The 26,652-nt window shown below is 71.6% G+C and carries 29 protein-coding genes; 18 read left to right on the top strand and 11 right to left on the bottom strand.

The window, feature by feature from the left end; translation table 11 throughout:
- Positions 1 to 22: 22 nt before the first annotated feature.
- From ACQPXB_RS05770 to ACQPXB_RS05760, 3 genes are all read left to right on the top strand, one after another.
- The gene (locus tag ACQPXB_RS05770; protein ID WP_366575290.1) at positions 23 to 469 is read left to right on the top strand and encodes a hypothetical protein; all 447 of its coding nucleotides are present in this window, start codon (positions 23 to 25) and stop codon (positions 467 to 469) included.
- Between the two features lie 28 nt (positions 470 to 497).
- Positions 498 to 1,478, top strand: a complete 981-nt coding sequence (gene dapD, locus ACQPXB_RS05765) for a 2,3,4,5-tetrahydropyridine-2,6-dicarboxylate N-succinyltransferase (protein ID WP_366575292.1) — start codon at positions 498 to 500, stop codon at positions 1,476 to 1,478.
- Positions 1,479 to 1,573: 95 nt separating this feature from the next.
- Positions 1,574 to 2,542: a CHAD domain-containing protein gene (locus ACQPXB_RS05760; protein ID WP_432849939.1), complete on the top strand. Its 969-nt coding sequence runs from the start codon at positions 1,574 to 1,576 to the stop codon at positions 2,540 to 2,542.
- Positions 2,543 to 2,554: 12 nt separating this feature from the next.
- Here the strand turns inward: ACQPXB_RS05760 and ACQPXB_RS05755 are convergent, their stop codons facing one another.
- Positions 2,555 to 3,979: an FAD-dependent monooxygenase gene (locus tag ACQPXB_RS05755; protein ID WP_432849937.1), complete on the bottom strand. Its 1,425-nt coding sequence runs from the start codon at positions 3,977 to 3,979 to the stop codon at positions 2,555 to 2,557.
- Positions 3,980 to 4,060: 81 nt separating this feature from the next.
- Here ACQPXB_RS05755 and ACQPXB_RS05750 point away from each other — a divergent pair, with 81 nt between their 5' ends.
- A complete protein-coding gene (locus ACQPXB_RS05750) occupies positions 4,061 to 4,681 on the top strand; it encodes a TetR/AcrR family transcriptional regulator (protein WP_366575297.1) in 621 nt (206 codons plus the stop codon).
- Between the two features lie 31 nt (positions 4,682 to 4,712).
- Here the strand turns inward: ACQPXB_RS05750 and dapC are convergent, their stop codons facing one another.
- The 3 genes from dapC to ACQPXB_RS05735 all read right to left on the bottom strand — a co-directional run bounded on the left by dapC (position 4,713) and on the right by ACQPXB_RS05735 (position 6,417).
- Positions 4,713 to 5,804 carry a succinyldiaminopimelate transaminase gene (dapC, locus tag ACQPXB_RS05745; protein ID WP_386946674.1) on the bottom strand — a complete coding sequence of 364 codons (1,092 nt, stop codon included), beginning with the start codon at positions 5,802 to 5,804 and terminating at the stop codon, positions 4,713 to 4,715.
- Positions 5,801 to 6,121, bottom strand: coding sequence for a ferredoxin (gene fdxA, locus ACQPXB_RS05740; RefSeq protein ID WP_220246384.1), 321 nt, complete (start codon positions 6,119 to 6,121; stop codon positions 5,801 to 5,803). Before fdxA ends, dapC begins: the two co-directional genes overlap by 4 nt.
- Before the next feature lie 119 nt (positions 6,122 to 6,240).
- Positions 6,241 to 6,417, bottom strand: coding sequence for a hypothetical protein (locus ACQPXB_RS05735; RefSeq protein WP_366575302.1), 177 nt, complete (start codon positions 6,415 to 6,417; stop codon positions 6,241 to 6,243).
- A 47-nt stretch (positions 6,418 to 6,464) separates the two neighbouring features.
- On the opposite strand from ACQPXB_RS05735, the gene ACQPXB_RS05730 reads away from it, so the two are divergent.
- From ACQPXB_RS05730 to ACQPXB_RS05695, 8 genes are all read left to right on the top strand, one after another.
- Complete coding sequence (locus tag ACQPXB_RS05730; protein WP_432849934.1) at positions 6,465 to 7,232, top strand: GNAT family N-acetyltransferase; 768 nt, start codon at positions 6,465 to 6,467, stop codon at positions 7,230 to 7,232.
- A complete protein-coding gene (gene cofD / locus ACQPXB_RS05725) occupies positions 7,229 to 8,227 on the top strand; it encodes a 2-phospho-L-lactate transferase (protein ID WP_432849932.1) in 999 nt (332 codons plus the stop codon). The genes ACQPXB_RS05730 and cofD overlap by 4 nt, the downstream gene beginning before the upstream one ends.
- On the top strand, positions 8,163 to 9,566 hold the full coding sequence (locus tag ACQPXB_RS05720; protein WP_432849930.1) for a coenzyme F420-0:L-glutamate ligase: 1,404 nt from the start codon (positions 8,163 to 8,165) through the stop codon (positions 9,564 to 9,566). The genes cofD and ACQPXB_RS05720 overlap by 65 nt, the downstream gene beginning before the upstream one ends.
- Positions 9,563 to 10,099, top strand: coding sequence for an NUDIX hydrolase (locus ACQPXB_RS05715; RefSeq protein ID WP_432849928.1), 537 nt, complete (start codon positions 9,563 to 9,565; stop codon positions 10,097 to 10,099). The genes ACQPXB_RS05720 and ACQPXB_RS05715 overlap by 4 nt, the downstream gene beginning before the upstream one ends.
- 10 nt (positions 10,100 to 10,109) lie before the next feature.
- The gene (locus tag ACQPXB_RS05710; protein WP_366575310.1) at positions 10,110 to 10,256 is read left to right on the top strand and encodes a hypothetical protein; all 147 of its coding nucleotides are present in this window, start codon (positions 10,110 to 10,112) and stop codon (positions 10,254 to 10,256) included.
- A gap of 12 nt (positions 10,257 to 10,268) precedes the next feature.
- A complete protein-coding gene (locus tag ACQPXB_RS05705) occupies positions 10,269 to 10,622 on the top strand; it encodes a GntR family transcriptional regulator (RefSeq protein ID WP_366575312.1) in 354 nt (117 codons plus the stop codon).
- A gap of 76 nt (positions 10,623 to 10,698) precedes the next feature.
- Entirely contained in the window at positions 10,699 to 11,079 is a 381-nt protein-coding gene (locus tag ACQPXB_RS05700; RefSeq protein WP_432849925.1) for a hypothetical protein, read from the top strand.
- A 314-nt stretch (positions 11,080 to 11,393) separates the two neighbouring features.
- On the top strand, positions 11,394 to 11,726 hold the full coding sequence (locus tag ACQPXB_RS05695; protein ID WP_432849923.1) for a hypothetical protein: 333 nt from the start codon (positions 11,394 to 11,396) through the stop codon (positions 11,724 to 11,726).
- Position 11,727: 1 nt separating this feature from the next.
- Here ACQPXB_RS05695 and ACQPXB_RS05690 read toward each other — a convergent pair whose 3' ends face one another.
- Complete coding sequence (locus ACQPXB_RS05690) at positions 11,728 to 12,621, bottom strand: DNA-3-methyladenine glycosylase family protein (RefSeq protein ID WP_366575928.1); 894 nt, start codon at positions 12,619 to 12,621, stop codon at positions 11,728 to 11,730.
- Complete coding sequence (locus ACQPXB_RS05685) at positions 12,621 to 13,700, bottom strand: sugar phosphate nucleotidyltransferase (RefSeq protein WP_432849921.1); 1,080 nt, start codon at positions 13,698 to 13,700, stop codon at positions 12,621 to 12,623. The genes ACQPXB_RS05690 and ACQPXB_RS05685 overlap by 1 nt, the downstream gene beginning before the upstream one ends.
- A gap of 140 nt (positions 13,701 to 13,840) precedes the next feature.
- Between ACQPXB_RS05685 and ACQPXB_RS05680 the strand changes: the two genes are divergently transcribed.
- The gene (locus ACQPXB_RS05680) at positions 13,841 to 14,248 is read left to right on the top strand and encodes a hypothetical protein (RefSeq protein WP_386946660.1); all 408 of its coding nucleotides are present in this window, start codon (positions 13,841 to 13,843) and stop codon (positions 14,246 to 14,248) included.
- Here ACQPXB_RS05680 and ACQPXB_RS05675 read toward each other — a convergent pair whose 3' ends face one another.
- A complete protein-coding gene (locus tag ACQPXB_RS05675; RefSeq protein ID WP_432849918.1) occupies positions 14,249 to 15,118 on the bottom strand; it encodes a glycosyltransferase family 2 protein in 870 nt (289 codons plus the stop codon).
- A 79-nt stretch (positions 15,119 to 15,197) separates the two neighbouring features.
- Between ACQPXB_RS05675 and ACQPXB_RS05670 the strand changes: the two genes are divergently transcribed.
- On the top strand, positions 15,198 to 15,725 hold the full coding sequence (locus ACQPXB_RS05670; protein WP_432849916.1) for a DUF3800 domain-containing protein: 528 nt from the start codon (positions 15,198 to 15,200) through the stop codon (positions 15,723 to 15,725).
- Between the two features lie 106 nt (positions 15,726 to 15,831).
- Here ACQPXB_RS05670 and ACQPXB_RS05665 read toward each other — a convergent pair whose 3' ends face one another.
- Both ACQPXB_RS05665 and ACQPXB_RS05660 read right to left on the bottom strand, forming a co-directional pair.
- Positions 15,832 to 16,962 carry a glycosyltransferase family 4 protein gene (locus ACQPXB_RS05665; protein ID WP_432857318.1) on the bottom strand — a complete coding sequence of 377 codons (1,131 nt, stop codon included), beginning with the start codon at positions 16,960 to 16,962 and terminating at the stop codon, positions 15,832 to 15,834.
- 404 nt (positions 16,963 to 17,366) lie between these two features.
- Positions 17,367 to 18,434, bottom strand: a complete 1,068-nt coding sequence (locus tag ACQPXB_RS05660) for a glycosyltransferase family 4 protein (RefSeq protein WP_432849914.1) — start codon at positions 18,432 to 18,434, stop codon at positions 17,367 to 17,369.
- A gap of 18 nt (positions 18,435 to 18,452) precedes the next feature.
- Between ACQPXB_RS05660 and ACQPXB_RS05655 the strand changes: the two genes are divergently transcribed.
- From ACQPXB_RS05655 to ACQPXB_RS05645, 3 genes are read left to right on the top strand one after another with little or no spacing between them, the layout of a single operon-like run.
- Positions 18,453 to 19,382: a glycosyltransferase family 2 protein gene (locus tag ACQPXB_RS05655; RefSeq protein WP_432849912.1), complete on the top strand. Its 930-nt coding sequence runs from the start codon at positions 18,453 to 18,455 to the stop codon at positions 19,380 to 19,382.
- Positions 19,383 to 19,419: 37 nt separating this feature from the next.
- Positions 19,420 to 21,930, top strand: a complete 2,511-nt coding sequence (locus ACQPXB_RS05650; RefSeq protein ID WP_432849910.1) for a glycosyltransferase — start codon at positions 19,420 to 19,422, stop codon at positions 21,928 to 21,930.
- Positions 21,923 to 23,008, top strand: coding sequence for a glycosyltransferase family 4 protein (locus ACQPXB_RS05645; RefSeq protein WP_366575329.1), 1,086 nt, complete (start codon positions 21,923 to 21,925; stop codon positions 23,006 to 23,008). The genes ACQPXB_RS05650 and ACQPXB_RS05645 overlap by 8 nt, the downstream gene beginning before the upstream one ends.
- A 33-nt stretch (positions 23,009 to 23,041) precedes the next feature.
- On the opposite strand, the gene rfbD is transcribed toward ACQPXB_RS05645, so the two are convergent.
- Both rfbD and rfbB read right to left on the bottom strand, forming a co-directional pair.
- Entirely contained in the window at positions 23,042 to 23,926 is an 885-nt protein-coding gene (gene rfbD / locus ACQPXB_RS05640; RefSeq protein ID WP_432849907.1) for a dTDP-4-dehydrorhamnose reductase, read from the bottom strand.
- A gap of 34 nt (positions 23,927 to 23,960) precedes the next feature.
- Complete coding sequence (gene rfbB, locus ACQPXB_RS05635; protein WP_366575332.1) at positions 23,961 to 24,953, bottom strand: dTDP-glucose 4,6-dehydratase; 993 nt, start codon at positions 24,951 to 24,953, stop codon at positions 23,961 to 23,963.
- Between the two features lie 138 nt (positions 24,954 to 25,091).
- Here rfbB and ACQPXB_RS05630 point away from each other — a divergent pair, with 138 nt between their 5' ends.
- Positions 25,092 to 26,630, top strand: coding sequence for an LCP family protein (locus ACQPXB_RS05630; RefSeq protein WP_432849905.1), 1,539 nt, complete (start codon positions 25,092 to 25,094; stop codon positions 26,628 to 26,630).
- Positions 26,631 to 26,652 lie beyond the last annotated feature (22 nt).

The raw sequence follows: 26,652 nt of genomic DNA, 5'->3' as shown, positions 1-26,652 counted from the left end.
CGCGAGGGCTACCGTGAGGGACGTGCGCACGCGAAGCTCTCTGGTCGCTCTCGGCGGCGTCCTCCTGTCCCTGGTCCTGACCGGCTGCGGCTCCGAGGCGGGCCCCACGCCCGGCCCGAACCCCGGGTCGCCGGGCCCTGACGCGCTGCCGATCAAGCTCGACGCGCTGTCCGCCGACGCCTGCTACACGAGCCCGCAGACGCAGCTGCCCAAGGGCTGCGAGAAGTTCGTCACGGAGGTCGGCGGCACGGCCGCGTCGGTGCACGAGCGCGCGGCGGCCGGCAAGACCGTCGACGTGGCGCTCGATCACGCGGCGGCCGCGCTCGACCAGGGCGTGAGCGCGTTCCGCGGGGCGGGCTGCACCACCGTGCCCACCGCGGGCGGCGCCTGCACGCAGGCGCTGATCACCATCTCGGCTGCGCTCACGTCGGTGAAGAAGCTCGTGAACCAGCAGGCCACCACCGGTTGAGGCGCGTGGCTCGACTACCGTGACCGGCGTGAGCGAGCAGACCCCTGACCCCGAAACGACCGGCGCCGTCGGCGTCGGGCTGGCCACCGTCGCGTCCGACGGGACGGTGCTGGACACCTGGTACCCGCACCCGAAGCTGACCGGCACCGGCACCAGTGGCACCGAGCGGCTGTCGGCCGCCGAGACCACCGAGCTGCTCGGTGACGCTGCGGCGGCGCTGCTCGGGCCCGACACCGACCGTGGCGTCGAGGTCGTCGCGGTGCGCGTGACGATCGGCAGCCTGGCCGCGGCCCCTGCCGACGCGCACGACGCCTACCTGCGGCTGCACCTGCTGTCGCACCGGCTCGTGCAGCCCCACGGGCAGAACCTCGACGGCATCTTCGGCAAGCTGGCCAACGTCGTGTGGACGAACCACGGCCCGTGCCCCGTCGAGGGCTTCGAGCAGACCCGCCTGCGGCTGCGCTCGCGTGGCGCGGTGGCCGTGTACGGCGTGGACAAGTTCCCGCGGATGGTCGACTACGTGCTGCCCTCGGGCGTGCGCATCGCCGACGCCGACCGCGTGCGCCTGGGCGCGCACCTCGCCTCCGGCACGACCGTGATGCACGAGGGCTTCGTGAACTTCAACGCCGGCACGCTCGGCGCGTCCATGGTCGAGGGCCGGATCTCGGCGGGCGTGGTCGTGGGCGACGGCAGCGACGTCGGCGGCGGCGCGTCGATCATGGGCACGCTCTCGGGCGGCGGCAAGGAGGTCATCGCGATCGGCGAGCGCTGCCTGATCGGCGCCAACGGCGGCGTGGGCATTTCCCTCGGCGACGACTCCGTGATCGAGGCCGGGCTGTACATCACGGCCGGCACGAAGGTCGTCGTCGACGGCAAGACCGTGAAGGCGCGTGAGATCTCGGGTATTTCGGGTGCGCTCTTCCGGCGGAACTCGGCGACGGGCGCGGTGGAGGTCGTGTCGCGCACCGGCGTCGGGATCGAACTGAACGAAGCGCTGCACGCGAACTGATCGTCTTGCCGAAAAGGGCGCGCCCCACCGGGGTGGCGCCCTTTTCGTCACGAGTCACATCCACTCTGCCTGCGTGTTCACTTACCATTCATGTCGTGACCACCGAATCGTTGCCCTCCTCGACCCGCCGCCGCGCACCTGAGCCGACGACCCCGGCCGAGCTCGGCCTGCCCGACGAGCCCGCGAAAGCCGGCCCCCGGGACCCGGCGGCCACTCACATCCGGGCCAAGCTGGACCACGAGCTGCGCGAGCTGCTGTCGCGCGAGCCCGGCACCCGCAGCGGCACGGACCCCGAAGACCTGCACCAGATGCGCGTCGCCCTCCGGCGCATGCGCAGCGTGCTGAAGACCTCCGGCTCGCTGCTGGGCGAGTCCGCCGAGCCCGTGCGCGCCGAGCTGGGCTGGCTCGGCCAGTCCCTCGGCGAGGTCCGCGACTACGACGTGCTGATCGGCCACCTACGCGAGGTGATCGCCACCTTCGAGGTCCGCGACCAGCCCGCGGGCCGCCGCCTGGTCTCGAAGTTCGTCACCGAACGCGGCGCCGCCCGCCGCCGCCTGACGCGCGCCCTGTCGAGCGCCCGCTACGCCACGCTGCTGCAGCGCATCGCCCAGCTCACGCGCATCCCGGACCACGAGCTCGACCCCACGCCGCTGGGCTCGGGCAGCCTGGCGACCGACGTCCGCAAGCCGTACCGCCGCCTGTCGAAGGCCGTCCGCGCCCTGCCCGCGGACCCGCCGGACGACGACCTGCACGCCCTGCGCATCTACGGCAAGAAGCTGCGCTACACCGCCGAACTGGCCCGCTCGTCGGCGAAGAAGAAGCAGGCCACCGCCCTCACCGAACTCGTCAAGTCGACCCGCAAACTCCAGACCGTCCTCGGCGACCACCAGGACGCCGTGATCGCCGCCGAAAGGGTGCGCGCGGTGCTGGCCAGCGTCGACAGCGAGGTCGGCTTCATCGCGGGCCGCATCGCCGAACACGAACTCCTCAAGCGCACCGAGGCCCGCGCGGCCTGGCCGGCGGTCTGGGCCCGCATCGACAAGGCGGCAGACACGGCTCTCTGACCCTCGGCCAGATCACTCCGCCGTGATCGACCAGACGTAGCCGTCCGGGCGGATCAGCACGCGGCGCCCCGCCGTGGCCTCGTAAGCCGCGTACGCGTGGCCGCCCGCGTCCACCAGATCCGAGCCCGAAGCCATCGACCCGGCGGGCAAGATCCGGTGCGCCTCCGGGGAGGAACCCACCGCACCCGAACCAAAGACGAGCTCCGTCGCGTGCGGGCCCCGGAACAGCTCGAACAGCCGCACCGGCTTCCCGTTCGCGTCCACCAACGGCGCGTCCGGAGCCCGGTCCCCAGCCCGAAGCGCGCCAGAACCAGCAGCGGCCAACGGCCCACCCCGATACCCGACATCCAGCTGCTGCGTCTCCGACCCCCGCCGATGGGCGTCCTCGTCGCCGTCGGCGTACTTCTCCATCAGAGCCGTCGAAATGCCCAGCACCCGCGCCGCCACCGCCCGCCGCTCGGGTTCGTAGGTGTCCAGCAGCGAGCGAGACCCGGAGGCCAGCTTCCAGCCCAGGTTGTACGCGTCCTGGACCCCCGTGTTCAGGCCCTGCCCACCCGTCGGCGGGTGCACGTGCGCGGCGTCCCCGGCGAGGAACACGCGCCCGACGCGGAAGGAAGCGGCCAGGCGGATGTTCGGCCGCCACACGGTCGACCAGGCCAGGTCGAACAGCCGGATCCCGCCGCCCGACACCGAGTCCAGCCGCGCCTGCAACGCCGGCAGCGAGGTCTCCACCGCCAGGTCCCCGTCCCCCAGCGGCGCCCCGAACTGGAAGTGCGGTGTGCCGGCCAGCGGCGTGAACGCCACCCCGCTCATCGGCGACGAAGCCGGCGCGAACCAGTACGACGAGTCGTGCGAGAGCCCCGAAGCCTGGACGTCCCCCAGCAACATCCGGATCGACTCGTCGGTCGTGCCCTCGAACGGAATCCCCAGTGCCTTGCGCACGAAGCTCTTCCCGCCGTCGGCACCGACCAAGTAGGAAGCCTCGACCGTCTCCCCCGTCGACAGCGAAGCCGTCACGCCCGAAGCGGACTGCGTGAACCCCGCCAGCCCCACCCCGAGCTCCACCCGCACCCCGAAAGACGACAGCCGCTCGCGCAGGATGCCCTCCGTCTGCGACTGCCCGAGGAACCAGATGTTCGGGTACGGCACCGCGGGCGTCGGCTCGACGGTGTCGCTCATCCAGCGCTCCTGCACGAACTCGCCGTCCAGGTAGACCTTCATCGGGTACTGCGGCGAGCCCGCCGCCAGCACCGCGTCGAGCACGCCCAGGTCCTCGAAAACCTCCAGCGTGCGGGGCTGCAGGCCGTCGCCTCTCGAGCCGTTGAAGAAGGCCGGGGCCTTGTCGACAATCCGGACCGCGACGTCGCGCCGGGCCAGTTCGATCGCCAGGGTCAGGCCGGTCGGGCCGGCTCCCGCGATCAGCACCGTGGTGTCCATTTCCCCTCCAGTGAATTCAAATTCAGTGAATCTGAATTCAGAATGCGCGCTGCTAGCGTTCCTGTCAAGGGAGGTGCCGAGATGACGGCGACGAGCCGCAAGGAGAAGGCCGCCGAGACGGAGACCGCGTTGAAGGAGGCCGCCAAGCGCGTGTTCGCGCGCAAGGGCTACCTGAACACGAAGATCACCGACATCACGGCGGAAGCCGGCCGGGCGGCGGGCTCGTTCTACAACCACTTCGCGAGCAAGGAGGAGCTGCTCGAGGCGCTCCTGGGCGACCTGGCGGCGGCGGGCGACGAGGAGGCGGCCTCCGAGGGCCACCTGTCGGACTTCAGCGACCCCGAGGCCGTACGCTGGCACGTGCGCCAGTACTGGGCCTTCTACAAGGAAAACGCGGCCACGATGCAGGCGCTGCGCCAGGCGTCGATGGTCCACGACGGGTTCGCGAGCACGCTCGCGAGCTTCGGCGTCACGCAGGCGGCCGACATCGCGGGACACCTCGAGCGGGTCACGGCGGCCGGGTACGAGCTGCCCGCGTCGACGCAGCTGAGCATCGTGATGATGTACCAGCTGATCGACAACTTCGCGCAGATGTGGCTCACCGCACCGGCGCCGACGGGCTGGACGGCACCGAGTGACGACGAGGCCGTCGAGGCGCTCACGAGGTTCGTCTACCGGGGCTTCACGGGACGGGATTTCTGAGCGGGCGCACCGAAGCGCGCCCGCTCAGGAATCAGGAGTTCAGCCGCTCCGCGGCGGCGTCGATGCGCTCGTCCGTGGCGGTCAGGGCCACGCGCACGTGGTTACCGCCGGCCGGGCCGTAGAACGTGCCCGGCGCCACGAGGATGCCGCGCTCGGCCAGCCACGCGACGGTGTCCAGCGCCGGTTCGCCGCGCGTGGACCAGAGGTACAGCCCGGCTTCGGAGTGGGAGATCTCGAAACCGTTGTCCTGCAATGCTTTCCGCAACACGAGCCGGCGGCGCAGGTACCGCTCGCGCTGCGCGGCGACGGCCTCGTCGTCGGTCAGGCCGGCCACCATGGCTTCCTGCACCGGACGCGGCACGATCATCCCGGCGTGCTTGCGGATCTCCAGCAGCTGCTTGACCAGCTTCGGGTCGCCGGCGATGAAGCCCGCGCGGTAGCTCGCGAGGTTCGCCGACTTCGACAGCGAGTGCACGGCCAGCAGCCCGTCGAGCCGTCCACCGTGGACGGACGGGTGCAGCACCGACACGGGCTCGGCGTCCCAGCCGAGCGAGAGGTAGCACTCGTCCGACGCCACGATCACGTCGCGCTCACGCGCCCACTCCACGACCTTGCGCAGGTGCTCGACCCCGAGCACCTTGCCGGTCGGGTTCGACGGCGAGTTGAGCCAGATCATCGCCGGCCGCTGCGGCCCGAGCTGCGTGAGCCCGTCCGCGCGGACGACGTCGGCGCCCGCCAGCAGCGCCCCCACCTCGTAGGTCGGGTACGCCAGCTCGGGGATCACCACGGTGTCGCCCTGACCGAGGCCGAGCAGCCGCGGCAGCCAGGCCACGGCTTCCTTCGACCCGATCGTCGGCAGCACCGCGTCCGGCTCGAGCCCCTCGACGCCGTAGCGCCGGCCCAGCGCCTCCACGGCGGTCGTCCGCAGCGCGGGCGTGCCGTGGGTGGCCGGGTAGCCCGGGATCTCCGAGACCGATGCCAGCGCGTCGCGGATCGAGGCCGGAACCGGGTCCACGGGCGTGCCGACGGAGAGGTCGACGATCCCGCCGGGATGCGCCTGCGCGCGGGCCTTGACCTCGGCGAGCGAATCCCAGGGGAAGTCGGGCAGGGGGCGGGTCGTCATTCGCCCTGCGGGGGCAGCGCCTTGATGAAGGCGGGGTCGTGGCTGGTCTTGCCGACCTTGGAGGCACCGCCGGGCGAGCCCAGCGTGTCGAAGAAGTCGACGTTGGCCTTGGTGTAGTCGGACCAGTTGTCGGGGACGTCGTCCTCGTAGTAGATCGCCTCGACCGGGCAGACCGGTTCGCAGGCGCCGCAGTCGACGCACTCGTCGGGGTGGATGTACAGCATCCGCTCGCCCTCGTAGATGCAGTCCACGGGGCACTCGTCGATACACGCCTTGTCGAGCACGTCGACGCAGGGCTCGGCGATCACGTAGGTCACTGCGTACTCCTGCTTTTCTCTGCTTAGCCAGTCCCTGCGGACATTACGCGCTTCCCGAGGCACCGGTGGTGCTTAGGCAACCCTTAGCCATACCCCTGGTATGGGGCCGAATGTCCCGCTCAGCGGTCCCGGCGGCGGGGCTTCGGGGCGTTGCGCGCGTCGCCGGTGATGGTGAACCCCGGGCCGGTGGGCTTGGTGTCGCCCTCGCGCTTCTCCTTGAGCGTGCGTTCGAAACCGTCGGCGATCTCGTCGACCAGGTCGTCGTTGTGCTTGTCGTCCCTGCGCACGTAGCTCATCGGTTCTCCCTGCGAAAATGGGGTGCCGCGTCAAGGACAATCTAACCGTGAACGACTCGGAAATGCTCGAACTCGTGTGTGCGCGGGCCTGGCCCCCGGTGGTCGACGAACCCCTCGGCGACTGGCGCCTGCGCTGGGCCGACGGCTTCACCGGGCGCGCCAACAGCGCACTCGCCGTGGGCGACCCCGGCCGGAGCGTGGCCGCCGCGTTGACGGCCGTCTGTGACTTCGCCCACGATCGGGGGATCCCACCTGTTGCGCAGGTGATCCAGGACAGCGCCACCGAGCGTGCCGTCGCAGCCGCCGGTTGGCGCGAGTGGACCGAACACGCCGCGGGCCACGAGGTGTCGGTGCTCGTCGGGCCGCTGCCGGCCGGGCCCGCGCAGGACGCCGAGATCCTCGACGAGCCGACCACGGCGTGGTGGGAGCTGGCGGCCGACAGCCCGTCGCCGGGCGCGGCCGAACGCCACGTGCTGAGCACGGGCAAGGTGGGTTATGGCGTGGTCGACGTGGACGACGTGGACGACGCTGCCGGTGTCACCGCCGGAGCCGTGCGCGGTGCCATCGTGGACGGGTGGCTCCACGTGTCGCGCCTGGCCGTGCGGCCGGAGTTCCGCCGGCGTGGGCTCGCGTCGGCGCTCATGTCCGCGCTGGCCGGGTGGGGTCGCGCGCACGGTGCGGAGAGGTGGGTGTTGCAGGTGGCCGTGGACAACGAAGGCGCGTTGAAGCTGTATTCCGCGCTCGGCTGTACGGAGCACCACAGGTACCGCTACTGGGGCCCGGGACCGGGCGCGTGCGAGGATCCGCAGTCGTGAAGATCGTCGTTTTGGTCGGTGGAGTCGGTGGCGCGCGCTTCCTGCTCGGCGTGAAGACCGCACTCGGGATGCCCGCGATCGGCGAGCCGGAGAGCCCGTCCCCGCACGAGGTCACGGCGCTGGTGAACACCGGCGACGACGTGTGGATGCACGGCCTGCGCATCTGCCCCGACCTCGACACCTGCATGTACACCCTCGGCGGTGGCATCGACACCGAACGCGGCTGGGGCCACGCGGGTGAGACGTGGGTCGTCAAGGAGGAGCTCGCCGCGTACGGCGCGGAGCCGACGTGGTTCGGGCTGGGCGACAAGGACATCGCGACGCACCTGATCCGCTCGCGGATGCTGCGCGCGGGCTACCCGCTCTCGGCCGTCACCGAGGCGCTGTGCGATCGCTGGCGCCCGGGTGTGCGGCTGCTGCCGATGTCGGACGACCGCGTGGAGACCCACGTCGTGATCGACGACCCCGACCAGCCGGAGCAGCAGAAGGCGATCCACTTCCAGGAGTGGTGGGTGCGCTACCGGGCCGACCGGCCGGCGCACTCGATCGTCTCGGTCGGCGCCGACGAGGCCAAGCCCGGGCCGGGTGTGCTCGAGGCGCTGGGCGAGGCCGACCTGGTGCTGTTCGCGCCGTCGAACCCGGTGGTGAGCGTCGGGACGACGCTCGGGGTGCCGGGTGTGCGCGAGGCGCTGCGCAAGTCGAAGGCCAAGGTCGTGGGGATCTCGCCGATCATCGGCGGCAAGGCGCTGCGCGGCATGGCCGACGCGTGCCTCACGGCGATCGGCGTGGAGACCTCCGCCGAGGCGGTCGGCCGGCACTACGGCGCCCGCTCCGACGGCGGGGTGCTGGACGGCTGGCTCATCGCCGAGGAGGACCACGACGTGACGGTGCCGGGCGTCGACGTGCGCGCGGTGCCGCTGCTGATGTCCGATGTGGACGCCACGGCCGCGATGGTGCGGGCGGCCTTCGACGTTGCGGGAGTGTCCGGTGTCTGAGTTCAGTGATCACGCTTCGGCCAAGGTCGAGATCCTGCCCGTGACCGGGCTGCCGGAGTTCCGCCCCGGCGACGATCTCACCGGCGCCATCGTCGCGGCTGCGCCGTGGCTGCGGTCGGGCGACGTCGTGGTGGTGACGAGCAAGGTGTTCTCGAAGGTCGAGGGCCGGCTCGTGCGCGTGCCGAGCGACCCGGAGGCCCGGGACGCGGCGCGCCGCGAGCTGATCGACCAGGAGACGGTGCGGGTCGTCGCGCGGGTGGCGCGCACGGTGATCACGGAGAACCCGCTGGGGATCGTGCAGGCCGCTTCGGGGATCGACGCGTCGAACGTGCAGGGCGACGAGGTCGCGCTGCTGCCCGCGGACCCGGACGCGTCGGCCCACGCGCTGCGCGGCGGACTGCGGGACCGGCTGGGTGTCGAGGTCGCCGTGGTCGTCACGGACACGATGGGCCGCGCGTGGCGCGTCGGGCAGACCGACGCGGCGATCGGCGCTTCGGGGCTGCGCGTGCTGCACGCGTACGCGGGGCAGGTCGACTCGCAGGGCAACGAGCTGGCCGTGACGGAGATCGCGGTGGCCGACGAGCTCGCCGCCGCCGCGGACCTGGTGAAGGGCAAGCTCGGCGGCCTGCCGGTGGCGGTCGTGCGCGGCCTGCAGCTCACCGACGACGGCTCCACCGCGCGGAACCTGATCCGGCCCGTCGACGAGGACCTGTTCCGCTTGGGCACCAACGAAGCGCTGGCGCAGGGCCGGCGGGAAGCCGTGCCGCACCGGCGTTCCGTGCGCACGTTCTCCGACGCGCCGGTGGATCCTTCGGTCGTCCGGCGCGCGGTCGCGGCGGCGTTGACCGCGCCCGCGCCGCACCACACACACCCCGTGCGGTTCGTGTGGCTGCGCGACGCCGGGCTGCGCGCGAAGCTGCTGGACGCCATGCGCGAATCGTGGCGAGCGGACCTTTCGAACGACGACTTCACGCCGTCGCAGATCGAGAAACGCTTGTCGCGCGGGGACATTCTGTACCGCGCGCCCGAGGTCGTGATCCCGTTCCTCGTGCCCGAGGGCGCCCACACCTACCGCGACCAGCGGCGCAACGACTGCGAGCACACGATGTTCACGGTCGCCGCCGGCGCCGCGGTGCAGGGCCTGCTGGTCGCCTTGGCGGCGGAGGACCTGGGCTCGTGCTGGATCGGGTCGACGATCTTCGCGGCCGACCTCGTGCGCTCGACGCTGGGCCTGGACTCGCGCTGGGAGCCGCTGGGCGCGGTCGCGATCGGGCACCCGCTCGAAACGCCTGCCGCGCGCTCGCTGGGTGAGCCGGGCGAAGGGCTGGTCGAACTGTGACGCTGCATGGGGACGCGGTGAAGACCCTGACGGCGTGGGCTCCTTCCCTGGGCTCGCAGGAGTCGCTGCGCCAGGCGTTCCTGGGTTTCCTGGCCACGCGGGACGACACCGTGCAACGCTCGTGCGCGGCCGGGCACCTCACGGCCTCAGCGGTGGTCCTCGACTCGACGGGTACGCAGGTGCTGCTGACGCTGCACCCGCGTGTCGGCCGCTGGCTGCAGCTGGGTGGGCATTGCGAGCCGTCCGACGTTTCGGTCGCCTCGGCGGCTTTGCGCGAAGCGACGGAGGAGTCGGGCATGACGGGCCTGGAGATCGGCGCCGAGCCGGTGCACCTCGACGTCCACCCGATCACGTGCTCCCTCGGCGTGCCGACGCGGCACTTCGACGTGCGCTACGCGGTCCGCGCGCCGGCCGGGGCGCTGCCCGTCCGCAGCGACGAGTCCGACGACCTGCGCTGGTGGCCGGTCGACGCCCTGCCCGCGGGGTCGGAGGATCTGGCCGAACTCGTGAACGCGGCCGTTTCGTCCCGTTAGCATGGTCGGCATGCCCTTGGTGCTCGCCAACCCGCACATCCACACCGGCGACGGCGGGTTCGTGAGCGGCTGGGTCGTGGCCGTGGGGTTCGGGGTGGCGTTCGTGCTGGTCGTCGTGGGTGTGGTCGTCAGCCTGCGCAGGAAGCGCCGGCGTTAGGGAGGTTTCGCGGTGACCGTGAGCTACGACAGCGCCTCTTCGGTGCCGCCGTTCGAGCAGGTGCGCTCGTCGATCGCCGCGCAGATCAACGCCGGCACCCTCGCCGTCGGCACCAAGCTCCCCACCGTTCGCGCGCTGGCCTCGGACCTGGGCGTCGCCCCGAACACCGTGGCTCGCGCGTATCGGGAGCTGGAGGAAGCCGGCCTGATCGAAACGCGCGGCCGCGCCGGCAGCTTCGTGGGTGCCTCGGGGGACGAGTCGCGTTCGCGGGCCCTGTCGGCGGCCGCCGACTATGCAGCAGTGACGCGACAGCTGGGCCTGTCGACGGACGAGGCGCTGGCCATCGTGACGGCCGCGCTGCGCTGACCGCTCCGGTCTCGCCCAGCCCCCGACGGCCACTCCCCCTACGATGACCATGGGCCGGGGAGAGGGGACTTTTGTCGTGAACGCCGTTCAGCCTTGGCATCTCATCATCTTGCTGCTGCTGGCAGGCATCGTCGCGGCCATCGTGGTGGGCGTGCGGTCTTCGAAGAAACGCCGTCAGCCGCCGATTCCGCCGCCGTGGCAAGGAATGCAACCGTCGGGTTACCCGGGCTACCCCGGTTATCCGCCCGGGCAGGCGGGGTATCCGGGTTACCCGCAACAGCCCGGCTACCCGCCGGGACAGCCGGCGCAGCAACCCGGCTATCCGCAACAGCCGGGATACCCGCAGGGCCAGCCCGGTTATCCACAGCAACAGCCTCCGGTACCCGGCCAGTACCCGCAGCAGCCGTATCCGCCGCAGCCGCCGGGTCAACAGCCGCCGTCCGGATTCGGGAACTGAGGCGACCGGTGAACATTCACAACCTGATCACGCCGATCCTGCTGGTGGCTCTGCTCGTGATCCTTCTCGTCCTGAAGCTCACGGTGTGGCGAAAGCCGAGGCAACCGTCGTATCCGCCGCAGCCCGGCCCTCAGCAGTACCCGGGCCAACCGCCATTTTCTTCGCAACAGCCGGGATATCCCCCGGGCCAGCCCGGTTATCCACAGCAACAGCCTCCGGTACCCGGCCAGTACCCGCAGCAGCCCTATCCGCCGCAGCAGCCGGGTCAAACACCGCCGTCCGGATTCGGGAACTGAGAAGGAGATTCAGCCGTCGTGTTGCGTTTTGTGCTCCCAGCGCTGCTGATCATCGTGCTGGTGGTCATCCTCGTGCTGAAGTTCACCGTGGGGCGGAAGCCGAAGCAGCAGCCTGGGCCGCAGTATCCGCCGCCACAGCAGCAGTATCCGCAGCAGCAGCCGATGCAGCCGGGGCAGTACCCGCAGCAGCCGGGGTATCCCGGGCAGCAGCCAGGGCCGTATCCGCAGCAGGGTTATCCGGCGCAGCAGCCGAATCAGCAAGCCGTGCAGAACTGGCAGCCCTACCCCTCACCGCAACAGCAGCAGTACCCGAACCAGCAGCCCCGCCAGGGTCAGCAGCCGCCGCAGTAGGTCACATCGCGCGGTAGTCGCGGAGTTCGATGCGGGGCCCGTACCGCGGCGCGCGGGCCCCGCCGACTTCCAGGTACCGAATCGCGCGCTGGCGATGGGGGGCGTAGGGCGCGAGCAACTCGGCCATGGTCTCGTCGTCGATGCGCCGGCCCAGCAGTGTGTGGCCGACCATGTTCGGGATGTTGTAGTCGCCGAAGCTGACGGCGTCCGGGTCGCCCCAGGCGCGTTGGGCGATTTCGGCGGCGGTCCACACGCCGATGCCCGACACTTTGCGCAGCAGGGCTCGGCCCGCGGAACCCCGGAGCGCCACGGCTTCCTCCAGCCGCGGAGCCACGCGGGCGGCGTTGATCAGCGCTGTCCGGCGTTTGAGGTCCACGCCGATGCGGTGCCAGTTCCAGTCCACAATGGACCTGATCGCCACCGGGGACGGGGGCACGCGCAGCGAAGCCGGTCCCGGGCCGGGTGCGGGCGTGCCGAACCAGCGGCACAGCTCGGCCCACGACCGGATGGCCTCCTTGCCCGAGACCTTCTGCTCCAGCACCGCGAGCACGAGCGAGTCCCACACGCGCCGCGTCGAGCCGAGGCGCAGGCCGGGGGCGTCGTGGCGCGCGCGGGCGACCACGGGGTGGTGCGCGACGAAGCCGGTGTCGTCGTCCTCGGCGCCGAGCAGCGCCGGCACGCCGTCGAGCAGGAACTCCGCGCCGGGGCCCCACGCGTCGGCCTCGACGACGCCGTCGGGCCGGCGCAGCAGCGCCAGCGTGCCCACGCCGGACGGCGTGTTGGCGGCCAGCCACCAGACGCCACGCTCACCGCGGAAGTTCAGCGAACCGCGCCCGCGGCTGAGCGGGCCCAGCACCGCGGCCAGGTCCAGCGGGAAGGGCGGTCGCCACTCGATCATGCGTCGCTCGAGAACCGGATGCCGCCGTCGGGCAGGGTGACGCCGGGCCAGACGCGGGCGCCGTCGAGGAGCTCGCAGCCGGCGCCGACGGACGCGCCGTCGCCCAGGACCACGCCCCGCAGCACCGCGCCCGCCCCCACGAACGCGCCGCGACCCAGCACCGAACGCTCCACAATGGCCCCGGCCTCGACCACGGCTTCGTCGAACACGACCGAACCGTCGACCGTCACCCCGTCGCCGATCACGGCCTTCTCCCCGATCGTCGTCCCGCCCGTCAGCTGAGCGGACGAAGCCACGGAAGCACCGTCGAGGACCAGCGACTCGCCGGTCGGGCTCGCCAGGGCGGACGTCGGCGCGATGCCGCGCACCAGGTCCGCGCTGCCGCGCACGAACGCCTCGGGCGTGCCGACGTCGAGCCAGTACGAGGAGTCGACAAAGCCGTGGAGGTGCGCGCCGGCTTCGAGGAGCCCGGGGAAGGTCTCGCGCTCCACCGACACGCGCCGGCCCGCCGGGATGGTCTCGACCACCGAGCGGCGGAAGACGTAGCAGCCGGCGTTGATCTGGTCCGTCGGCGGGTTGGGCGTCTTCTCGAGGAACGCCTGCACGCGGCCGTGCTCGTCCGTGGGGACGGAGCCGAACCGGCTCGGGTCGGGCACGCGCTGGAGGTGGAGGGTGACGTCGGCGCCGGTGTCCACATGGGTCTGGAGCTGATGGCGCAGGTCGGCGCCGGAGAGGATGTCGCCGTTGAAGATGATCGCGTGGTCCGCGCGCAACCTGTCGTACACGTTGCGGATGGCGCCGCCGGTGTCCAGCGGCTCGTCCTCGACCACGTACTCGAGTTCGAGGCCGTGGGCCGAACCGTCGCCGAAGTACTCCTCGAAGACTTCGGCGCGATAGGACGTGCCGAGCACGACGTGGCGGATCCCGGCCGCGCGAATTCGCGAGAACAGGTGACTCAAGTAGGGGGTCCCGGCCGTCGGCAACATCGGCTTCGGCGCGGACAGGGTGAGCGGCCGCAGGCGGGTGCCCTTGCCCCCGACCAGCACGACGGCGTCGACCTCGAGCTCGGACGTCACAGAAAACTCCTCTTGTATCACGCACCGCTGAGCGACAAGCCGCGGGAAACGCTGACGGCTGCGCCCCCGAGGGCCTACCCTAGACAGGAAACAGGTGGGCCTTTCCCCAGAGGCCCCGGGTCAGTCGGGAGGCCGAGGGGATGGACCCCCGCGATCGCGCGGACGCTTTGCTCGCACGCGCCCGTTCCCGCGGCGCCTTCGTGGTGACGCCGGACAACATGACGTCGCCGATGGACGCCTCCAACACGCAGCAGATCCCGAGATCCGTGGTCTCGGAGCTCGACCAGCAGGATCCCGACACGACGACGCAGCTCCCGGCGTCGTTGATCGAGGAGAACGACGAGCACCCGCTGGCGAAGCCGAGCACGACCACGCCGCTGGAGGTGCCGGCCGCGCAGGTGACCACTCCGCTGGTGCCGCGTCCGCAGGCCGCGCCCGTGCCGAGCCCGCTGCGGGAGCCGGCCGAGGAAGAGCTGACCGGGCTGGTGCCGACGATCAAGCAGAGCACCGGCCGGTCGAACCTCTCGCGGCGGCTCGACGGGCTGTGATCAGGCTCCTTCGAGCTTGACGCGCACGGCCAGCCCGAGCTTCACCGCCGCCAGCACGGGCTTCCACAGCACGCCCTGGTGCCGGTCGGCGAGGTAGCGGTAGGCGCTGGCGTGGTGCGCGCGCAGCATCTTCTTCGACACGCGCGCCGTCGACACGCCACCGATGTGCATCACGCTCGACGAGGGCGCGTAGACGTTCAGCCAGCCGGCCTTCGCCAGCCGGTCGCCGAGGTCGACGTCTTCGAAGTACATGAAGTAGCGCGTGTCGAAGCCGCCCACCGAGTCGAACGCCTCGCGCCGGAACAACTGGCACGAGCCACTCAGCCACTCCGACGTGCGCTCCTGCGGCGCGGCGTTCTCCTGGCGGTACTGGCGCGTCCACGGGTTGCCGGGCCAGACCTTCGAGAACACGGCGTGCCCGATCCCGCGCCCGAACGACGGCAGCAACCGCGCGGACGGGTAGACGGTCCCGTCGAGATCGTGGATCAACGGCCCGAACGCACCCCCACGCGGCCACCGCTTCGCCACTTCCAGCAGCGCGTCCAACGACCCCGGCTCCCACTCCAGATCCGGGTTGACCACGACGACCCACCCGTAGCCGTCGTCGAGCGCCGCCACGCCGCGGTTGGCGGCCGTGCCGTACCCGACGTTCTCGCCGATGCTGACCAGCTGCACGTTCTCGCGCTCCGCCGCCTTCTCCGGCCCGCCATCCGTGGACGCGTTGTCCGCGACCACCACGCGGACCTCCCGGTCGGTCGCCTTGTCCAACGTGTCGAGGAACTTCTCGAGCATGTCGCCGGGAAAGTAGGTCACGGTCACGACGGCGAGTTTGTCGCCGTAGGTGCGCTGCTGCTCGGTCACGGGCGCCATTGTCCCCCGCTCACGCACGGCTACGGGCGTGGATCAACCCCGTCACCGAGGGTGATGGCAGGGCGGCCAGAATGAGCGGATGTCTGTGCACGCTTTCGTCGACGAATCGGCGCGGAATCGCCAGTTCCTGCTGTGCGTCACCCTCGTCGAACCTGCCCACCTCCGCCCAACGCGGCGCGCGTTGACGGAGTTGCTCCTCCGTGGCGCGCGGGAGCTGCATTTCAAGAAGGAGAAGGAGCCTAGACAACTCATCGATCAAATGGCCAAGATGTCGGTCTCTGTTCGCATGTACACCGGGTCGTGCACACCCAAGACCGAAGAAGCCGTGCGGCAGCAATGCCTGCGCAGGACTGTCGAAGACCTGCTCGAAACCCGCGCGCACCGTCTCGTCCTGGACACCCGGAACGAGCGCGACGACCACGACCGCCGGACGATTCAAGAGACGCTGGGTACTCAACCGTCTAAGACCGAGCTGACCTACGAACACCTGGACTCAACGCTCGAGCCCCTGCTCTGGATCTCCGACGCCGTCGCCTGGTGCTTCGGCGCAGCCGGGAACTGGACGCACAAGATCGAAGGGTTGATCGAGGAGCACATTCGGCTCTGAAAAGGCGAAAAGCCTGTGAGACGACCGTCCGGACGCATCACAGGCTCTCTTCTCGGTCCCACCGGGACCTCGCACGATCATGGTAGCAGAACCTGGCAGAACCGGCTCAATGCATCCTGCGGTGCCGGTCCCACGCTTTCTCATACGCCTCGCGGTGACGTTCCGCCGTTGTGGCCCACGAGAAGTCCTTCGCGCGCTGCTGGGCGGCTGCGGAGAGGAAGGCGCGGCGGGGCGGGTCGGCGAGGAGTTCGGTGATCGCGGCGGCCACGTCGCCCGCGCCGACGCCGCAGTAGGCGACGGCGTCGCCGCCGACTTCCGGGAGGGAGAGGCGGCGGGTGGTCAGGACGGCGGCGCCGCAGGCCATGGCTTCGAGCACGGGGAGGCCGAAGCCCTCGCCCAGCGACGGGTAGGCGACCAGCTCGGCCCCGCCCAGGAAGCCCGCAAGGGTCCCGAAGGGCAGGTAGCCGGCGCGGATCACGCGCAGCCGGTGCGGCACGGCGTCCAGCGCGCGTTCGACCTGCGTGTCCCAGCCGGGCTGGCCGGCGAGCACCAGCGCGGGCGCGTCCGGCTGGCCGGCGACGGCGCGGGCGTAACCGCGGATCAGGGCCGGCACGTTCTTGCGCGGCTCAAGCGCCCCGAGGAACGCGATGTACGGCGTCCGCCCGATGCCGACGGCCGCGCGCGCCGCGGCGATCTCCTCGGGGGACGGTGGGTGAAAGCGTTCCGAGTCCACGCCGTGGTGGATGATTTCCAGTTCCGCGTGCCGCACGGGGGTCACGCGGCCGAGCTCCAGCGCCGTCGCCTGGCTCGGGACGACGCACAGCGTCGCGCGGCGCAGGGCGGCCACCGTCCACGCGCGGAAGAACCGCGCCTTCACCGACGAGTGCAACACGGGGTCGGTGAAGAACGTCGCGTCGTGCAGCGTCACGACCGAAGCCGCGGGGCTCGCGAGGGGCATCGTGTAGTGCGGCGAGTGGACGACGTCCGCCGCCAGGCGACGCACGAGCCGCGGCAACGTCGCCTGTTCCCAGGTCAGCCGGGCCGTCCGAGTGGACGTCGCGGGCGACGCGGGCACCACTCGCGCCCTCGGGGCGAGCCGGTCGTACAGCGACAGATCCCGGGGCTGGCACACGACCGTCAGCCGCGCCCCGTCCTGGTCCAACGCCGCGACGAGCGAGTCCACGTACCGGCCGACGCCACCCCGATCCGCGGGCACCGCGGTCGCGTCGATCAACACACGGGGATCACCGGTCACGTGAGCAGAGTACGGCGATCACCCAACGCATAGGTGAGGAACCGACGAACTGTGCTGTGTTGTCCGCCTCCGGCACTGTGTTGCCTGCCGACGCGGCAAGATCGCCGCAAACGATCTTGCGCGCCACTCACGTTCGCTGCCCAAGCTCAGGCAGCGCCGATGGGGCGCTCGCGCACCGCCCGGCCGTCCGCACTCACGCCGACTGGCGGCGAACCTACGTTCGCGTCGGGTAGCAGCTCACGAAAAGCGCTCACGCAGAGCGACGGTCCCCGCCGAGCCGACACCGGGTCGGCCGCCAGTTCCCACCACACGCCATCCAGCACCGGACCACGTCGATGACTGGCCCGTGTCCGGCTCCCAGCCGACTCCAGAGACCCGGCCCGCGGTCACGTCCGCTTCCGGTGCGCCGCCCACACCGCCTCCGCGGCGGATCGCCACGTGAACTCCCGCGCGCGGTCGCGGCCCAGCCGCGCCAGGTCCGCCGCGCGTGCAGGGGAGCCGAGGACCTCGCGCAGCCCCGCGGCCAAGGCGACCGCGTCGCCGCGCGGTACGACCACGCTCGCGCCGCCGGCGACCTCCACCAGGGCCGGCACGTCGGTGTGCACCACGGGGACCCCCGAGGCCATCGCTTCGAGCACCGGCAGCCCGAAGCCCTCCGCCAAGCTGGGCACCGCCAGCACGCTCGCGCCGCGCAGGGCCGTGGCCAGTTCCGCGTCGGTGACCTTGCCCAGCACGTGCACGTCGGTCAGGCCGCGTGAAGCGGCAAGCGCGACCGGGTCGATGCCGCCCCAGCCCGGCTGGCCGGCGAGCACCAGGGCCACGTCGCCCACCGCGGCGACGGCGTCCACGAGCACGTCGATGCCCTTGCGCGGCTCGATGGTCCCCACCGCGAGGACGTACTTCGACGGCAGGTCCAGCGCCGCCGAGCCCTGGGGCACGGTCACGCCGTGGGGCACCACGCGCACCGGCACGGTCACGTCCACCAGGACGGCCAGCTCGTCGGCCACCGCGCGCGTCGGCACGATCAAGGTCGACGCGCGGCGCGCGGCGCGGGCGATCATCGACCGGTGCCAGCTCACGCCGCGGGCGGTGAGGGTCTCCGGGTGGGTCCACGGCACGGTGTCGTGCACGGTCACGGTCAGCGTCTTGCCCGCGGGCGGGCGCGGCGGCGCGAACGGCGTCGGCGCGTGCACCGCGTCGCCGCCCGGCCACCAGGGCACGCCCAGCTGCCACAGGCCGACCAACGTGCGCGGCGGCACCGGGAGCGCACGCGGCCCCTCGACGCCTTCGACGACGGCGGCAGAAACATCCGCGTGGCGCGCGACCACGCTCGACACCGTCCAGCCCGGCGGCGCGGTGCGCGCCAGCGCGGGCAGCAGTTCGGCGGTGTACCGGCCCGTACCACCCGGGACGGGGGCGAGCAGCTGCTCGGCGAGCACTACCAGTTCGGGCACGCCGCTATTCTCACCCAGGTGACCAGCGCGGAAACCGGCAGCACCGTCGTCGTGGTCACCTGGCGTGGCGCGGCTCACGTCGAGGCCTGCCTCGACGCCCTCGCCGCCCAGACGCGTCCACATCGGACGCTCGTGATCGACAACGCCTCCGACGACGGCACGGCCGCCCTCCTCCAGGCGCACCCGTCGAAACCGCAGGTCATCCGCCTCAAGCGCAACACCGGCTACGCGGGCGCGATGGCCGTGGCCCTCGACCACACCACCACCCCACACGTGGCCTGGCTCAACGACGACGCCGCCCCCGAACCCACCTGGCTCGCCGAGCTCGAAGACACCCTGGCCGAACAGCCGCTCGCCGCCGCCGTCACGAGCCGCCTGGAGCTGGCCGACGGCACCACGCAGTCGACCGGCGTCCGCCTCACCGCCGACGGCCACGGCGCCGACCTCACCGAACCCGCCGACGAGGTCTTCGGCTTCTGCGGCGGCGCCGCCCTCCTGCGCACGGACGCGCTCAAAGCCGTCGGCGGCGTCCCCGCGAGTTTCTTCTGCTACTACGAGGACACCGACACCGCATGGCGCCTGCGGCTGGCCGGCTGGCACGTCGTCTCGGCCCCGAAGGCCCGCGTCCACCACCTCCACGGGGCCAGCACCAAACCCGGCTCTCCCCTGTTCCACCGCTGGAACGAACGCAACCGCCTCCTCATGCTCCTCCGCTGCGCCCCGGCCGCGATCGCCGTGCGCGAAATCGTCCGGTTCGCCCTGATCACCGCGCTGCTCCCGCTGCGCCGCAACAAGCCCGCCGCCGCCAACTTCCGCGTCGGCCTCCGCGCTCGCGTGCTGGCCGAAGTGGCCCTGAGACTCCCCGCCACCCTGCGCGCCCGCAGACGCACAGGCGAGATCACCACCCTCGGTCGAGGGGCGATCTGGGACGCCTGGGCGGGCCTTTAAGCTGGGCGAGGCCCGACATCACGGACAGGAGCTCGTTTTGGCGCTGGGGGAACCGCAACCGCTCGTCTCGGTGATCGTGGTGAACTACCGCGGCGCCGAAGACACGATCACTTGCCTTCGCGCGCTGTCCGACCTGGACTACGAGCACGTCGAGCTGATCTGCGTCGAGAACGCCTCCGGCGGCGACGACGCCGAGCGCATCCGCGCCGCCGTGCCGGCCGTGAAGCTGATCGAGTCGCCCGTGAACAGCGGCTTCGCCGGGGGCTGCAACCTCGGCGCGAAGCACGCCAACGGCACCGTGCTCGCCTTCCTCAACAACGACGCCCGCCCGGCGCCCGCGTGGGTCTCCGCGGCCGTCGCGGAGCTGCAGGCGCAGCCGACCGTCGCCGCGGTGGCCAGCAAGGTCGTCGACTGGGACGGCACCGGCACCGACTTCGTCGACGCGGGCCTGACCTGGTTCGGCATGGGCTACAAGCGCCACGCGGGCAGCCCGCTGGCCGACGTGCCCGAGGCCGAGCGCGAAGTCGCCAAGGACGTGCTCTTCGGCACCGGCTCGGCGATGTTCGTGCGCGCCTCGGTGTTCGCCGAGCTCGGCGGATTCGACGAACGATTCTTCATGTTCTACGAGGACGTCGACCTCGGCTGGCGGCTGAACCTGCGCGGCTGGCGCGTGCGCTACGTGCCGGAATCGCTGGCGTACCACCGTCACCACGGCACGATGTCCGCCGTCGACGCGCCCGAGACCGGCCGCGAGACCTTCCTCCTGGAACGCAACGCGCTCGCCGCGCTGTACAAGAACCTCTCCGACGAGTCGCTCGCCAAGGCGCTGCCCGCGGCGCTCGCGCTGGCCGTCCGGCGCGCCACCGCCCGCGGCGGCCTGGACCCCGAGCAGCTGAACCTCGAAAAGGGCGTCGGCCCGGTCGAGACGGGTGACCTCGCCGTGCCGCGGACGACGGTCGCGGGCGTGCTGGCCATCGACCGGTTCGTGGAAATGATGCCCTCGCTCGCCGAGTCCCGCGCCGAGGAGCAGGCCGCGCGCGTCCGCACCGACGCCGACCTGCTTCCCTTGCTACGCAAGGCTTTGGAGCCCGCATATCCCCTGCCGGACTACCTGCGGGCCCACGAAATCCTCGTCGAGGCCTTCGGCATCGAGGCCGTGTTCGGGCAGCGCCGCAAGATCCTCGTGCTCACGGGCGATTCGATCACCGAGCGCATGGCCGGCCCCGCGATCCGCGCGTGGAACATCGCCTCGACGCTCGCCGCCGAGCACGAAGTGCACCTGATGACCACCAACCCGCTGCTCTCACCGCCGGCCGCGGCGTTCCGCATCAGCTCGGGCAAGTTCCGCGACCTCGACGCCCCCATCGAGTGGGCCGACGTGATCATCCTGCAGGGTCACGTGCTGGAATTGGCGCCGACGCTGAAGAAGCAGCACGCCAACAAGATCGTGGTCGCCGACGTCTACGACCCCATGCACCTCGAGCTGCTGGAGCAGGGCAAGGGCGTGGCCGACGACCAGCGCGCGCTCGACCTCGCGGGCGTCACGAAGGTCCTCGACGCACAGCTGGAGCGCGCCGACTTCTTCCTCTGCGCCTCCGAACGGCAGCGCCACTTCTGGCTGGGCCACCTCGCCGCGCTGGGCCGGCTCTCACCGCGGCTCTACGACGCCGACCCGACCACCCAGTCGCTGCTGGCCGTGGTGCCGTTCGGTCTCTCGCCGCAGGAACCGGTGCGCACCGGCCCTGGCCTGCGCGCGTCGCTGGGCCTCGGCGAGTCCGACCACGTGGTGCTGTGGGCCGGCGGCGTGTACAGCTGGTTCGACCCGCTCACGCTCATCCGCGCCGTGGATCTGCTCCGCCGGAACCGCGACGACGCACGGCTCGTGTTCCTGGGTATGAAGCACCCGAACCCCGAGGTCGCCGAGATGGACATCGGCGCCCGCACGGTCCGGCTGGCCGACTCGCTCGGCCTCACGGACAAGCACGTGTTCTTCAACGAGCAGTGGGTGCCCTACGGCGAGCGCCAGAACTGGCTGCTCGACGCCAACTGCGGCGTGACCACGCACTACGAGCACGTCGAGACCACGTTCGCCTTCCGCACCCGCGTGCTCGACTACCTGTGGGCGGGCCTGCCGATCGTCACCACGGACGGCGACGCGTTCGCCGACCTGGTCCGCACCGAGCGGCTCGGGGTCGTCGTGCCGGCCGAGGACGCGGAGGCGCTCGCGGCCGCGCTGGAGAAGTCGCTGTACGACGAGGAGTTCGCGGCCGGCTGCGTCGAGCGGATCGCCGAGGTCGCGCGCCGCTACGCGTGGCCGGAGGCACTGAAGCCGCTGGTGGAGTTCTGCCGCAACCCGCGCCCGGCCGCCGACCGGCTGCCGGGCGGCGCAGACCTTACAACCACCGCCCCCGTCCGCGGCACGGCGCTGGTCCGCCGCGACGTCGACCTCGTCCGCGAGTACCTCGCTCAGGGCGGCCCGAGCGAGCTGGCCCGCCGCGTCGGCGGCCGCGTCGTGAAGGTCGCCCGGCAACGGTTGCGCCGTGGCTGACCGACCGCTGCGCGTGCTGCTCGACGGCACCCCGCTGCTCGGCTCCCGCACGGGCATCGGCCGCTACACGGCGGCGTTGAGCGAGGAGCTCGCGTCGATGTCCGAAGTGGACCCTCGCGCGGTGGCGTTCACGTTGCGCGGCTGGCGAAAGCTGCGCGGCGTCCTGCCCCACGGCGCGCGGGCGCGCGGGATGCCCGTGCCCGCGCGGTTGTTGCGACGCGCGTGGCTGCGGTCCGAGCTGCCGCCGGTCGAGCTGTTCGCCGGCCCCACCGACGTCGTCCACGGCACCAACTTCGTCCTCCCCGGCCGGCTGCGCGCCGCCGGCGTGCTGACCATCCACGACCTGGCGTTCCTCGACGAACCCGGCGAGCTCGCGCCGTCCGACCGGACGCTGCCGGAGCTGGTCCGCCGCGGCGCCCGCCGCGCCGACGTGATCTGCACCCCCACCGCGGCCGTCGCCGACTCGGTGGCCGAGCGCCTGGACGTTGCTCGCGACAAGATCGTCGTCACCCCGCTCGGCGTGAACCCGGCGTGGTTCACTGCACGTCCGCCGGACGACGGCCAGCGCGCGAAGCTCCGCCTGCCGGAGAAGTACCTGCTGTTCGCCGGTGCCGCCGGGCCACGCAAGGGCCTCGACTGGCTGGCCCGCACGCACGCGTCCGCGCCGGATCTGCCGCCGCTGGTGTTCGCCGGGCCGGGTCCGTTCCCGCGGCTGCCGCGTTCCGGGCAGACGGGTTATCTGTCCGATGTGGACCTCCGGACCGTCGTCGCCGGGGCGGCGGCGTTGGTGCTGCCCTCGCGCGACGAGGGCTTCGGGCTGCCGGTGCTGGAGGCCATGGCGTCGGACGTTCCCGTGGTCTGCACGGACATTCCGGCGCTGCGGGAAGTGGCCGGTCCGTGTGCGACGCTCGTGCCCTACGACGACGTCGACGGCCTGGCGACGGCGTTGCGGCAAGCAGTGCTCGATCCCCACGCGACGGCCACGTCGACGGCCCGCCGCACGCACGCCGCCGGCTTCACCTGGCGCAACTGCGCGACGCTCACCGTCGAGGCCTACCGCCGGGCCGCCAAGCGCTAAACCGCCGGTGAGGGCGCACCGCGCCCTCACCGGTCAGCTCCGGAAGTACTCCGCGAGCGCCTCGCGCCACGGCCGCAACGGCGTCAGCCCCGCCTCGCGCCAGGACGCGTTGGACAGCACCGAATACGCGGGTCGCGGCGCCGGCCGCGGGAACTCTTCGGTCGTGCACGGCCGCACCCGCTCGGGGTCCGCGCCGATCTCCTCGAAGATCGCCTTCGCGAACCCGCACCACGTCACCTCGCCCTCGCCGGTGCAGTGCAGCACCCGCGACGACGGACCTTCGCCGGCCGCGATCGGCCCGGCCAGCTCCACCACCCCGGCGGCCAGGTCCGCGGACCACGTCGGCGACCCGGTCTGGTCGTCCACCACGGTCAGCTGGTCCTTCTCGCCCTCCAGCCGCTGGATGGTCTTGACGAAGTTGGCCCCGCTCTTGCCGTAGACCCAGCTCGTGCGCACCACCCAGGCCGACGCGCCGGACCCGAGCACCGCGTCCTCGCCGGCGGCCTTGGTCCGCCCGTACGCGCTCTTCGGTCCCAGCTCGTCCGTGACCTCGTACGGCCGCGAAGCGTCGCCCGGGAACACGTAGTCCGTGGACACGTGCACCAGCGGCACCCGCCGCGACGAGCACACGGCGGCGAGCACCCGCGGCCCGTCGGCGTTCACCCCGAACGCGCGGACCTCGTCCTGCTCGGCCGCGTCGACCGCCGTGTACGCCGCCGCGTTCACGACCACCGGCGCCGCACCCGAGGCGGCGGCCCGGGAAACCAGCGCGTCGAGCGCCCGGACCACCTCACCGGCCGAGCGGACGTCGAGCTCCGCCGAAGCCGGCGCGACCACCTCCACCTCGGGACCCGCGAGCGCTGCCAGGTCGCGGCCGAGCTGGCCGGAACCGCCGGGGACGAGCAGAGCGAGCCGCACCGTCTTACCTCCACACGAAAAGCACGAAAAATCCTCAGGACGTACCGAGCGCGGCGCGGCCCTTCAGCGGCTCCCACCACGCGCGGTTGTCGGCGTACCAGCGCACCGTACCTGCCAGACCGTCCTCGAAGGACACCCGCGGCGCGTAACCGAGCTCGGAGCTGATCTTGGTGATGTCGACGCTGTAGCGCCGGTCGTGGCCCTTGCGGTCCGCCACCGGCTCCACCCGCTCCCAGCCGACGCCCACCGCGTCGAGCAGCCGTCCGGTGAGCTCGCGGTTGGTGAGCTCCGTGCCGCCGCCGATGTTGTAGATCTCGCCGGCGCGCCCGCCGTCGGCGACGAGCTGGATGCCGTGGCAGTGGTCGTCGACGTGGAGCCAGTCGCGCACGTTGAGGCCGTCGCCGTAGAGCGGCACTTTCAGCCCGTCGAGGAGGTTGGTGGTGAAGAGCGGGATGACCTTTTCAGGGAACTGGTACGGGCCGTAGTTGTTCGAGCACCGTGTGACGCACACGGGCAGGCCGTGCGTGCGGAAGAAGGAGCGCGCGATCAGGTCCGACGACGCCTTCGACGCGGAGTACGGCGAATTCGGCTCCAGCACGTGGTCTTCCGACCACGAACCGTCCGCGATGGACCCGTAGACCTCGTCGGTGGACACGTGCACGAACTTGCCGACGCCCGCCTCCAGCGCGGCCTGCAGCAGCGTCTGGGTGCCCAGCACGTTGGTGAGCACGAAGTCGGCCGAGCCCAGGATCGAACGGTCCACATGCGACTCCGCCGCGAAGTGCACCACCAGGTCGATACCCCGCATCAAGTCCGAGACCAGCGGCGCGTCGCAGATGTCGCCGCGGACGAACCGCAGGCGGGGGCTGTCGGCGACCGGGTCGAGGTTCGCCTCGTTGCCGGCGTACGTGAGCTTGTCCAGCACCACGACCTCGGCGTCACGCAGCGTCGGGTAGGCACCCGAAACCACCTGCCGGACGTAGTGCGATCCGATGAATCCCGCACCGCCCGTGACCAGGACTCGCATCCTTCTCCACCCTTCGTGCCCGCTTCTCGTGCCCGACCGGGCAATCCGAGCACCAGACTACGGATGACCCACCCGAGACTCGGTAGAGTCTCCCGAAGGCACTCCGGTGCCCACGGGGCATGGGTGGGGGAGGAACGCGTGACCGAGTGGCCTGGGTCTCCGCTGCCGTCGCAGCGGGTACCGGCAGCGCACGGCCGCGGCGTGCTCGTCGGGCTGCGCCGCGGTGGCAAGGTCGTGCTCTCGATCCTCTCGATCGTGATCCTGGCCCTGACCTGGTACGGCTGGCAGTTCATCGGCGACCCGCAGACCGGGTTCACGACCACGCAGATCTTCGACCAGCCCGAGGCGCACGCCAAGCCGCTCGACGGCGCCGTCGACATCCTCCTCGTGGGCCAGGACAGCCGCACCGACGCGCAGGGCAACCCGCTGCCGCGCGAGGTGCTCGACATGCTCCACGCCGGCATCGCGGACGGTGAAAAGCAGACCGACACGATGATCCTGGTGCACATCCCCCAGAACGGGCAGCACGCCGTCGCCATCTCGTTCCCGCGTGACTCGTGGGTGGAGATCACCGGCGGCTTCGGCAAGCACAAGCTCAACAGCGCGTATGTGTACGCCTACAACGACACGTTCAAGACGCTGCAAAACCAGGGTGACACCGACCTCAAGGACGTCGACCAGAAGTCCAAGGTGGCCGGTCGCAAGAACCTCGTGGCCACGCTGGAGAAGTTCATCGGCAAGCCGGGCATGATCGACCGCTACGCCGAGGTGAACCTCGCGAGCTTCTACGAGATCACGAAGGCCATCGACGGCGTGGACGTGTGCCTCAAGGCGCCGGTGAAGGAGAAGAAGTCCGGCGTGGACCTGCCGGCGGGCCGCCAGAGCATCTCGGGCGTGCAGGCGCTCGCGTTCGTGCGCCAGCGCTACGGCCTGCCCAACGGCGACCTCGACCGCATCGCGCGCCAGCAGGCGTTCCTCTCGGGGCTGGCGAACAAGGTCCTCTCCGGCGACGTGCTCACCAACCCGGCCAAGATCGCGCAGCTCGTGGCCGCGGTGAAGAAGTCCGTGGTGCTTTCCGAGGGCTGGGACCTCACCGAGTTCGCGGAGCAGATGCGCGGCCTGACGGGTGGCAACGTCGAGTTCCACACCATCCCCACGCAGGGCAACGCGGTGATCGGCGGCGCCGACGTGCTGCGCGTCGACCCGGCCCAGGTGCAGGCGGAGGTCGACCGGCTCACCTCCGACGGCACGCCCGACACCCCGACCTCGACGCCCGCCACGCTGCCCGGCGCCGGCGCCGTGACGGTCGAGCTGTTCGACGGCAGCGGCGCCGACGTCGCGACCCAGACCCACACCCTGTTGCAGGGCAAGGGCTTCAAGCTCGCGGGTGACACGAAGCTGTCCGCTCGGGCGAGCACCGTGATCCGCTACAACCCGGCCGACGACGCCGCGCTCGCGCTGGTCCGCCAGGCCCTCGGCGGCGACCTCGAGGCCGAGCCCGACTCCGACGTCACCGCCGGGCACGTGCGCGTGCTGCTGGGCAAGGACCGGCGCGGCGCGGGCGCCGGGTCGGGATCGACGGTCACGACCACCCCGACAACGCCCACCGCGCCCACCGCGCCGGCCGCACCACCCGCTCCGCCGATCACGGCCGGCGGAGTGCCCTGCGTCAACTAGAGTCGGGCACTCAGCGTGGCGG

This window comes from Amycolatopsis sp. CA-161197 (assembly GCF_050942255.1).
Lineage (GTDB): Bacteria > Actinomycetota > Actinomycetes > Mycobacteriales > Pseudonocardiaceae > Amycolatopsis.
Note: the sequence above shows the minus strand (reverse complement) of the source record. Positions and strands in the feature narration are given on the sequence as shown.

Bases quoted from the DNA above. Each gene is read 5' to 3' on its own strand.
- ACQPXB_RS05755 (WP_432849937.1), bottom strand. From the start codon at position 3,979: ATGGACACCACGGTGCTGATCGCGGGAGCCGGCCCGACCGGCCTGACC.
- ACQPXB_RS05750 (WP_366575297.1), top strand. From the start codon at position 4,061: ATGACGGCGACGAGCCGCAAGGAGAAGGCCGCCGAGACGGAGACCGCG.
- dapC (WP_386946674.1), bottom strand. From the start codon at position 5,804: ATGACGACCCGCCCCCTGCCCGACTTCCCCTGGGATTCGCTCGCCGAG.
- ACQPXB_RS05735 (WP_366575302.1), bottom strand. From the start codon at position 6,417: ATGAGCTACGTGCGCAGGGACGACAAGCACAACGACGACCTGGTCGAC.
- ACQPXB_RS05720 (WP_432849930.1), top strand. From the start codon at position 8,163: ATGTGGACGCCACGGCCGCGATGGTGCGGGCGGCCTTCGACGTTGCGG.
- ACQPXB_RS05710 (WP_366575310.1), top strand. From the start codon at position 10,110: ATGCCCTTGGTGCTCGCCAACCCGCACATCCACACCGGCGACGGCGGG.
- ACQPXB_RS05680 (WP_386946660.1), top strand. From the start codon at position 13,841: ATGGACCCCCGCGATCGCGCGGACGCTTTGCTCGCACGCGCCCGTTCC.
- ACQPXB_RS05675 (WP_432849918.1), bottom strand. From the start codon at position 15,118: ATGGCGCCCGTGACCGAGCAGCAGCGCACCTACGGCGACAAACTCGCC.
- ACQPXB_RS05670 (WP_432849916.1), top strand. From the start codon at position 15,198: ATGTCTGTGCACGCTTTCGTCGACGAATCGGCGCGGAATCGCCAGTTC.
- rfbB (WP_366575332.1), bottom strand. From the start codon at position 24,953: ATGCGAGTCCTGGTCACGGGCGGTGCGGGATTCATCGGATCGCACTAC.